We start from the raw sequence: 8,754 nt of genomic DNA, 5'->3' as shown, positions 1-8,754 counted from the left end.
CCAGTCCCCAGTCCCCTGCTATATCTGAAGTTCCGAGTAGGGTACAAAATTTTACTCAAACTTTTAACAACATCTTGCCGATTCATTTTTGAGGGAGAATAGAAGTGTCGGAAACGCAGGCTTGACAAAAAAAGCAACCTCCGCCTCCATCGCTTGCTCAACGCCTCATTTTATCAATCAGGAAATCCAACACTTGCTGCTGCTCAAACTCTACTACTTCTACTATTGACAGCGATCGCTATAGTACTTTACCAGTAAGAGCAAATCAACACGTCCAGCCATCAAGTGATAGACCCAACTCAAGCAAGAAGCAGATTTCCACATTTTTACATTAGTGGGATAGGCTCTAGTGAATTCCCGCAAATTCCCCTAAAAAACTTGGTTTTTTATACAGAACATAGAGTCTTTTTAAGTAGCATTACTGATTGACAAATGTGTTATGACTTTAGCTGATTGCAAGCTCATTTTGACGAATTGTTAATAGGTAACAAATTTTTCACCATTATCAATTACGAAGTTATACTTTCCACTACAACTTAGTAACAATGTAAGAGTTTGATTATGTGGATAACCCGACCGTGGGAAAATCAAAATACCGAAAACGTGAAGTTAGAGAGGAAAACCCTATAATATGCATTTGAGCGAAATCACCCATCCTAATCAGTTGCACGGTTTATCTGTTCGCCAACTGCAACAGATTGCCCGTCAGATTCGAGATAAGCATCTCCAAACGGTAGCAGTTAATGGTGGACACTTGGGGCCAGGGTTGGGTGTTGTTGAATTAACACTAGGACTTTACCAGACACTGGACTTAGATCGGGATAAAGTGATTTGGGATGTAGGACATCAGGCTTATCCCCACAAACTGCTTACAGGACGTTACGATCGCTTCCACACCCTCAGACAAAAAGACGGAGTTGCAGGTTATCTCAAACGCTGTGAAAATAAGTTTGACCATTTTGGCGCTGGACATGCTTCTACAAGTATTTCAGCGGCATTGGGTATGGCTTTAGCGCGAGACTTAAAAGGAGAAAAATTTAAAGCCGTTGCTGTGATTGGCGATGGGGCACTGACTGGCGGTATGGCTTTAGAAGCCATCAACCATGCTGGACACATGCCGAAAACTAACCTGTTGGTTGTTCTCAACGACAACGACATGTCCATATCTCGCAACGTCGGCGCAATTCCCCGCTATCTCAACAAAATGCGCCTCAGCCAACCGGTGCAATTTATTAAAGATAATCTGGAGGAACAGTTAAAGCAAATTCCCTTCGTTGGCGAATCCCTGTCTCCCGAACTCGGACGCATCAAAGAAGGGATGAAGCGTTTGGCTGTTCCCAAGGTAGGTGCAGTTTTTGAAGAACTCGGCTTTACCTACATTGGGCCAGTGGATGGGCATAATCTCGAAGAATTGATTGCCACTTTTCAACAGGCACATCAGATCCCAGGCCCAGTTTTGGTACACGTAGCAACAGTCAAGGGCAAAGGCTATGAAATTGCCGAACTAGATCAAGTTGGCTACCACGCCCAAAGCCCCTTCAACGTCGCAACTGGCAAAGCGATTCCTTCCACTAAACCCAAACCCCCGGCTTATGCCAAAGTCTTTTCTCACACTCTGGTGAAACTTGCCGAACAAAACCCGAAAATCATCGGGATCACTGCGGCGATGGCAACGGGGACAGGCTTAGATAAACTTCAAGCAAAATTGCCCAATCAATATATTGATGTCGGCATTGCTGAACAACACGCGATTACGCTAGCTGCGGGACTTGCAACTCAGGGTATGCGCCCGATCGCCGTTATTTATTCTACCTTCCTGCAACGCGCCTATGACCAGATAATTCACGATGTCTGCATCCAAAGCCTGCCAGTATTCTTCTGCTTGGATCGGGCAGGAATTGTCGGTGCTGATGGCCCCACCCACCAAGGTATGTATGACATTGCCTATCTGCGTTGCATTCCCAACATGGTAATGATGGCACCCAAGGACGAAGCAGAAATGCAAAGCATGATCGTAACTGGTGTTAACCATACCAGTGGGCCGATCGCTATGCGTTATCCTCGTGGCAATGGCTACGGTGTCCCCCTGATGGAGGAAGGTTGGGAACCTGTGGAAATCGGCAAAGGAGAAATTCTGCGTACTGGCGATGACGTGTTAATCGTCGCCTATGGCACAATGGTCTATCCAGGAATGCAAGCCGCTGAAATTCTCAGTGAACACGGCATTGAAGCAACTGTAATTAATGCCCGTTTCGTTAAGCCTTTGGATACCGAGTTGATTTTGCCTTTAGCTAAGAGAATCGGCCGCGTTATCACCTTGGAGGAAGGTTGTATCATGGGTGGCTTTGGTAGTGCGATCGCGGAAGCTTTACTAGATGCAGATATTCTAGTTCCTGTCAAGCGATTTGGTGTACCAGATGTGTTAGTAGATCATGCTGAACCGAATGAATCTAAGACAGAATTAGGTTTAACTAGCCATCAAATAGCAGAGAGAGTGTTGCAAGCTTTCTTTAAGCAGCAAGTATCGGCTGTAGTTTAGTTAATTTTGTTTAAGTACATCGTCTATTTCCTAGAATAATCTTATGAAAATAACCTCTGTTTTAGAGGTTATTTTTTTGAGTATCAATTTCTCTAGGCAACTAATGAAAATTAGCTTTGAATACATGAAAATACCCATAACATATCGAATTAAGACTGAGCGCTGTATCCTCAGATGTGTCTCTTCCCAAGATATTCCATACGTGTTTTCGGCTACGCAGTTTCTAGGGTTTAACGATGGTATGCCTTGGGAACCTCCACAATTCATCGAAGAACTTCACGAACACCTTCAACAAAGTTTGCAATCTTGGGAATCTGATTCAGCCTATACTTTCACAATTGAATGTGCCAGTACGAGTACATTTATCGGTAGAATTTCTATTAGAAAAAATCATGAATTAGCTCGGATTTGGAATCTCGGTTTTTGGACACATCCAGAACACCAAAGTCAAGGTTATATGACAGAAGCCGCTCAAGCTATTATCAAGTTTGGTTTCACGGTTTTGGCAGCAGATCGTATTGAAGCGTACCATGCTTTATGGAATAGGAGTAGTGAGAAAGTATTAAAAAGGATTGGGATGAAATTTGTTCGCTATATCCCACAGGGTTTTCAGAAGCATGGCAAGTGGGTGGAAGAAAACTTATTGGCAATTGAAAGAAAAGATTGGCAGACTTCATCCTTTAGCTGACATCAATGTAGCGTGTTAAACTACCAAAGTGCTAACAAGCACTAATTAGCGATTTGATGCTTATTAATCAACTCTTTCTATGACACCTTCTACAAACCAGGTTTATCCCGTTATTTGGCACAACGAATCGGTGTCATTAATTGACCAAACTCGCTTACCCAACGAATATACATTTGTAGAAATTCATCGCAGTGAAGATATGGCGCGGGCGATTAAAACCATGATTGTGCGAGGTGCGCCGGCAATCGGTGTGGCTGCGGCGTATGGAATGTATCTTGGTGCGAGGGAAATTGCCACAAGCGATCGCACCAAATTTTTGCAACACTTAGATAAAGTAGCCCAGTTGTTGCGTTCTACTCGTCCGACGGCGGTGAATTTATTTTGGGCAATTAGCCGGATGATGACAGCCGCCTACGAAACGCTGGGAACAGTAGAAGAGATTAAGCAAACCCTGTTCCAAACAGCCCAAGCAATCAACGTTGAAGATTTGCAAACCTGTCATGCAATTGGTGACAATGGTTTGGCAGTCTTGCCCACTACCCCAGAAAAGCTGACGCTGCTTACTCACTGTAATGCTGGGGCGCTAGCTACCGCTGGATATGGCACTGCTTTAGGTGTTGTGCGTTCGGCTTGGAGGGAAGGACGTTTAGAACGTTTATTTGCCGACGAAACCCGTCCCCGCTTACAAGGCGCAAAACTCACCACTTGGGAATGTATCCAAGAAGGTATTCCCGTGACATTAATTACTGATAATATGGCAGCCCATTGCATGAAACAGGGTTTGATTCATGCTGTAGTTGTGGGTGCTGATCGAATTGCTGCTAATGGCGACACTGCTAATAAAATTGGTACGTATAGTTTAGCGATCGCAGCTAAAGCCCATAATATCCCCTTCTTTGTGGCTGCACCCCTTTCCACCGTTGATTTTGAATTAGCCGATGGCAGCAAAATTCCCATTGAAGAACGCGATCCAACTGAAATCTATCAAGTTGGCGATACCATTCTCACACCTGCGGGTGTAGATTTTTACAACCCAGCTTTTGATGTGACTCCGGCTGAGTTGATTACAGCCATCATTACAGAAAATGGAGCGATCGCACCAGGGGAATTGGTAAAATCTCAGCTAAAGCAAGTCGCTTAACATCTATTGAGCGGGACGACGGGGAATTGCTCAAAGTATATCGTTGCGATCGGAAGCGAAGGGGAAAACCATCATTCTATTATCAAACCGAGGATGGAACTCTTCATGAAGATGAAAACCGTTTAGCGGTGTTACTTGGTGTCGAATTAAGTGACTATATGAGTTGTATTTATCTTCATCAAGAGGTGATAAATGCATTACTCGTCCAAGAACCCAAAGAACGGCGTAATGCCCTTGATAGGCTCATGGGATTAACGAATTGGCGTAATCTTGCCGAAGGGATTAAAAATGCTAAAGCCACCGACCAATTTAAGAAAATTGATCAGGATTATGCCCAAATTCATAACAAAATAGAAACCGCAAAAAAAATTAAGCAAGGAGACTTAGCTACTGCTAAAGAGGAGGCAATGAGCCATGACATTGCAGAAAAAGAACTAACACTAGACGGGGCAAAGTCCCGTTGTAAAACTGTTGCTGAAACAATGCAGAGGTTTGCTAATGACTATAGTTTGTTGTTGCCAATGCTGCCTAAATATCAGACCAATGAAGACTTAGAACAGTTTTTAAAATCAGGCAAGCAAGCTATCAAAAAGCTACGCAATGAGCAGCCGGACGTTGAAAGGCAGAAAGCCTTGCTCAGTCAGGAAAATGAACTAACTCGTTTGAAAGTTAGTTTCGATGGCAAGCGTAATGCTGAAAAGCAACAAGATCAGCAGATTCAGAAATTTAAAGATAAACACGGAACTCTCTCATCTGTATTAGCTAAGAAAAACCAAATTGAGAACGAACATCTACCAGTAGTCAGGGAACGGCTTTACACAATCAACAACAAGGCAGGGGTGATTAGGGAGACACTAAAGTTTTTGGATTCTGGACAAGATACCGAGTCGCACTGTCCAGTTTGTTCTAATAAAATTACTCCTAGTAAACTTCGGCAGCAAATAGAAGCATTACAAAAGGAAATGCAATCAGAGATAAAACCGTTTGAAACAGAAATAAGCAGACTTGAAACAGAATTATCAGCCTTGTCGGGAGTTATCAAGAAATTTGAGCAGTTCCAACGCGACTTAGAAGACAAACGTCAAGATGTTCGAGATGCAAAAAAGGCGATTGCAGTAGCTTTGGAAACAGAACTTTCCGAGGAGGCAGATCCTTTGGTTTTACTCGAACAAGCAATTACTGAGGTGAGTAAAGATTTAGCAGAGATTCGACAAGCTATTCAGCAAGGAAATCATCGGATTGACATCATTGAAGAACAACTAGAAGATATCAAACGAATTACCAATATACTCCAGCGGCGACAAGAAGTTGAAAAGCTATTTGAGATCCAAGATAGCCCTGAATATAAGCAATTTGAATCCGAACGCGAGAAATTATCTTCTCTTTGCGACTCTATAGTGACTATTGGGGAAGCTATTGAAGATGTACTCCGAACTTCTGCCAAAGAGAAAATAGAATCCACCAAAAATCTAATCTCCAACATTTATCGTCAATTAGCTGTCCGCACTGATTATCCAGATATCAAAATAGATTCGGACAAGTATGAAGTGATGGCAGTTGGAAAGGGAGAGACTGAAATTGCCTTGCGGATTTTAAATAAAGGCGACATTAACTGTGCAGCATTGAGTATATTTCTGGGATTAGCAACCTCTAACAATTTAACTCACAATATCAACTTCATGGTTTTAGATGATCCATCTCAAAACCTTGATCCAGCACATAAAGAAAGGCTGGCTGGTGTTTTGAATGACGTACTGAAAAACAAGCAATTAATCATAGCTACATCCGAAGATGATTTTGCTACTCACTTGAATAGCAAGTTAACCAAGCCGAGAAAAGTCTATCGACTAGAAGGTTGGACTGAAGATGCTGGCCCCTCCATCACAGTGGAGTAGGAAATGAATGTAGATACCTACGATGCCCTGAAGAAGATTTCGCTACACTTGAATGCCAAATCTAAAAAAGATAATGGATTTGGAAAGACTTGCCAGATTTTATTGGCGATCACTTTCTGCCGATTAGGGTTTCAAGTAGAAAATTATTCTTCTCAGGGCGTAGACATAGACATTTGGAATCACTCACAATATCCTAATTTCTCTGTTGAAGTAAAGACAACAATTAAAGATAGTGTGCAGCTTGGTGAGAAGGATGTGGAAGGATTGAAAAAAAAAGAGGATGAAGGATATAAAACAGCATTCGCAGTCTTGCCAATAAATTCGCTATCAGGGTGGCTGATAGTAAACGCTAAAGGAATAATAAAATCTAGCAATATTCCTCTTACTAGGTTGAACAATAAAACGCGAATATTACCTGATTTGCAGAAAGAGGTTAATCAGGTATTCCCAAAAGTGATTGCTGATTATGAAATCGAAATACTGAGAAGGGTTTCAGACGACGTTTTAATGTATTTGGATAAAAATTTGGAGAAGGAGAAAAGAAACACGCCATTGAGAGATGAAGAAGCTGAAGAAGATGAAAAAGTTGATTTAACGAAAAATCAGTTTTTTAGCTCGGACAATGCTTCTCAATTTCTCTAAATGATGTTAGCACTTGCGGTTATAAAACCGAGTTAGCGTGAACTCCTTTCCATATCTATTCAGCAAGCCCTAAATAGATCCGCGCCGTAGGGGTTTAGCATTGCTCATTAGTGTCAACTTAAGGTGAAAGCCTTTTAAAACCTCGTTTCCAGCCTCTGGCTGGAAATGCATCTCATAGCGGCTCTGCCGCAAGTCTTGAGGCGGAGCCTCTCGGAATGCATTCCCAGTCGGAGACTGGGAACGAGATAATCTCTAAAAGCTGCTTCTAGACTAACTTTCACGTTAAGTTGACACGTATGAGCAATGCTAAACCCCTACCACAGATCCGGTTTTTGCATCATACACACTTGGCGTTTTCTGTCAATGCGTAAGTCCTATAATTAATCAAAATGCTGAATAATTGCCTCGGCAAATTCAGAACATTTTAAGGGTTCAACTGGCGGTTCTAGCAACCGGGCTAAATCGTAGGTGACTTGACTATTTGCGATCGCATCGCTTAAACCTTTCTTAACTAAGTCTGCGGCTTCTTGCCAACCCAGAAATTCTAGCATCATCACACCAGACAAAATCAGTGAACCAGGATTAATCCGATCTAAACCGGCGTGTTTGGGTGCGGTGCCGTGGGTAGCCTCAAATATGGCACTAGCATCGCCAATATTTGCCCCTGGCCCCATTCCTAAACCACCAACAATGGCGGCGGCGGCATCAGACAAGTAATCGCCGTTTAAGTTCATCGTCGCCAAAATCGAATACTCATCCGGTCTAGTTTGGATTTGTTGAAAAATACTGTCAGCAATCCGGTCATTCACCAAAACTTTATCTTTCCATTTGCCATCGCCGTGGGTTGCCCAGATTGAGTTAAGAACAGTTTCAACTTCCTTGACAATTTCCGCTTGTTTCTCTTCGGTGAGAGAATCAAACCCCGGATCAATCTGGCGGGCGTTTTCTTCTAAGGAAATATTCGGATTTTTTTCCTTGTTACTCAAAATCCAAGATTCCCGTTCAGTGACAGTTTCTGGGCGAAATTCACTGATTGCTAATTCATAACCCCAATCGCGGAAAGCGCCTTCGGTGTACTTCATAATGTTGCCCTTATGCACCAAAGTCACCTGTTGCTTGTGTTTGGGCAATAGCAAGGCGTGTTTGATGGCACGTCTGACTAGGCGCTGGGAACCAGTTTTGCTGATGGGTTTAATGCCAATACCAGAATCAAGAGGAATTCGTTTTTTCCCATGTTCTGGGGTGGCGGGGATCAGTTCTTCATTGATAATTTTAATTAAGCGATCGCCGATTTCACTACCTTGTCGCCACTCAATCCCTAAATAAATATCTTCCGTATTCTCCCGATAAACAATTACATCCAGCTTTTCAGGATTTTTGTGGGGTGAGGGCGTACCTGCATAGTAGCGGCAAGGACGCACGCAGGCATACAAGTCAAAAATTTGCCGCAGCGCCACATTTAAAGAACGAATCCCCCCCCCAATGGGAGTAGTCAAAGGCCCTTTAATAGCTACACCATATTCTTCAATTGCCGTGAGAGTATCTTGAGGTAAATATTGATAAGTCCCGTATAAATCGCAGGCTTCGTCCCCAGCGTAAACCTTGAACCAGCTAATTTGGCGTTGACCTTTGTATGCTTTGGCTACCGCAGCATCTAGCACCTTTTGGGTAGCAGGCCAGATATCTATACCTGTGCCGTCGCCCCGAATAAAGGGGATAATTGGATTGTCCGGTACGATTGGTTCACCATTTTTGAAGGTGATTTTTGCTCCGGCTGCGGGGGGGGTAATCTTGTCGTACATAGTTCACACACTCCTAATGGATACGCTGCAAGTCAAAAAATCCTTAT

Annotated in this window: 6 protein-coding genes; 5 read left to right on the top strand and 1 reads right to left on the bottom strand. The window is 42.9% G+C overall.

The features are described from left to right. Positions 1 to 631: 631 nt before the first annotated feature. From dxs to HWQ41_RS07710, 5 genes are all read left to right on the top strand, one after another. A complete protein-coding gene (gene dxs, locus HWQ41_RS07730) occupies positions 632 to 2,539 on the top strand; it encodes a 1-deoxy-D-xylulose-5-phosphate synthase (protein WP_292761192.1) in 1,908 nt (635 codons plus the stop codon). Positions 2,540 to 2,642: 103 nt separating this feature from the next. Beyond that, the gene (locus HWQ41_RS07725; RefSeq protein ID WP_292761189.1) at positions 2,643 to 3,227 is read left to right on the top strand and encodes a GNAT family N-acetyltransferase; all 585 of its coding nucleotides are present in this window, start codon (positions 2,643 to 2,645) and stop codon (positions 3,225 to 3,227) included. 79 nt (positions 3,228 to 3,306) lie between these two features. After that, complete coding sequence (gene mtnA, locus HWQ41_RS07720) at positions 3,307 to 4,368, top strand: S-methyl-5-thioribose-1-phosphate isomerase (RefSeq protein ID WP_292761187.1); 1,062 nt, start codon at positions 3,307 to 3,309, stop codon at positions 4,366 to 4,368. A 26-nt stretch (positions 4,369 to 4,394) separates the two neighbouring features. Next, a complete protein-coding gene (locus HWQ41_RS07715; RefSeq protein WP_292761186.1) occupies positions 4,395 to 6,263 on the top strand; it encodes a hypothetical protein in 1,869 nt (622 codons plus the stop codon). Positions 6,264 to 6,266: 3 nt separating this feature from the next. Then, the gene (locus HWQ41_RS07710) at positions 6,267 to 6,905 is read left to right on the top strand and encodes a hypothetical protein (RefSeq protein WP_292761185.1); all 639 of its coding nucleotides are present in this window, start codon (positions 6,267 to 6,269) and stop codon (positions 6,903 to 6,905) included. Between the two features lie 380 nt (positions 6,906 to 7,285). Here HWQ41_RS07710 and HWQ41_RS07705 read toward each other — a convergent pair whose 3' ends face one another. Next, the gene (locus HWQ41_RS07705) at positions 7,286 to 8,707 is read right to left on the bottom strand and encodes an NADP-dependent isocitrate dehydrogenase (RefSeq protein ID WP_292761182.1); all 1,422 of its coding nucleotides are present in this window, start codon (positions 8,705 to 8,707) and stop codon (positions 7,286 to 7,288) included. Positions 8,708 to 8,754: the final 47 nt, after the last annotated feature.

The sequence above is a fragment of the Nostoc sp. NOS(2021) genome, from assembly GCF_017115025.1.
In the GTDB taxonomy this organism is placed as follows: Bacteria; Cyanobacteriota; Cyanobacteriia; order Cyanobacteriales; family Nostocaceae; genus Nostoc.
This window is presented reverse-complemented; position numbering and strand designations above follow the sequence as displayed.

Bases quoted from the DNA above. Each gene is read 5' to 3' on its own strand.
- dxs (WP_292761192.1), top strand. From the start codon at position 632: ATGCATTTGAGCGAAATCACCCATCCTAATCAGTTGCACGGTTTATCT.
- HWQ41_RS07725 (WP_292761189.1), top strand. From the start codon at position 2,643: ATGAAAATTAGCTTTGAATACATGAAAATACCCATAACATATCGAATT.
- mtnA (WP_292761187.1), top strand. From the start codon at position 3,307: ATGACACCTTCTACAAACCAGGTTTATCCCGTTATTTGGCACAACGAA.
- HWQ41_RS07710 (WP_292761185.1), top strand. From the start codon at position 6,267: ATGAATGTAGATACCTACGATGCCCTGAAGAAGATTTCGCTACACTTG.
- HWQ41_RS07705 (WP_292761182.1), bottom strand. From the start codon at position 8,707: ATGTACGACAAGATTACCCCCCCCGCAGCCGGAGCAAAAATCACCTTC.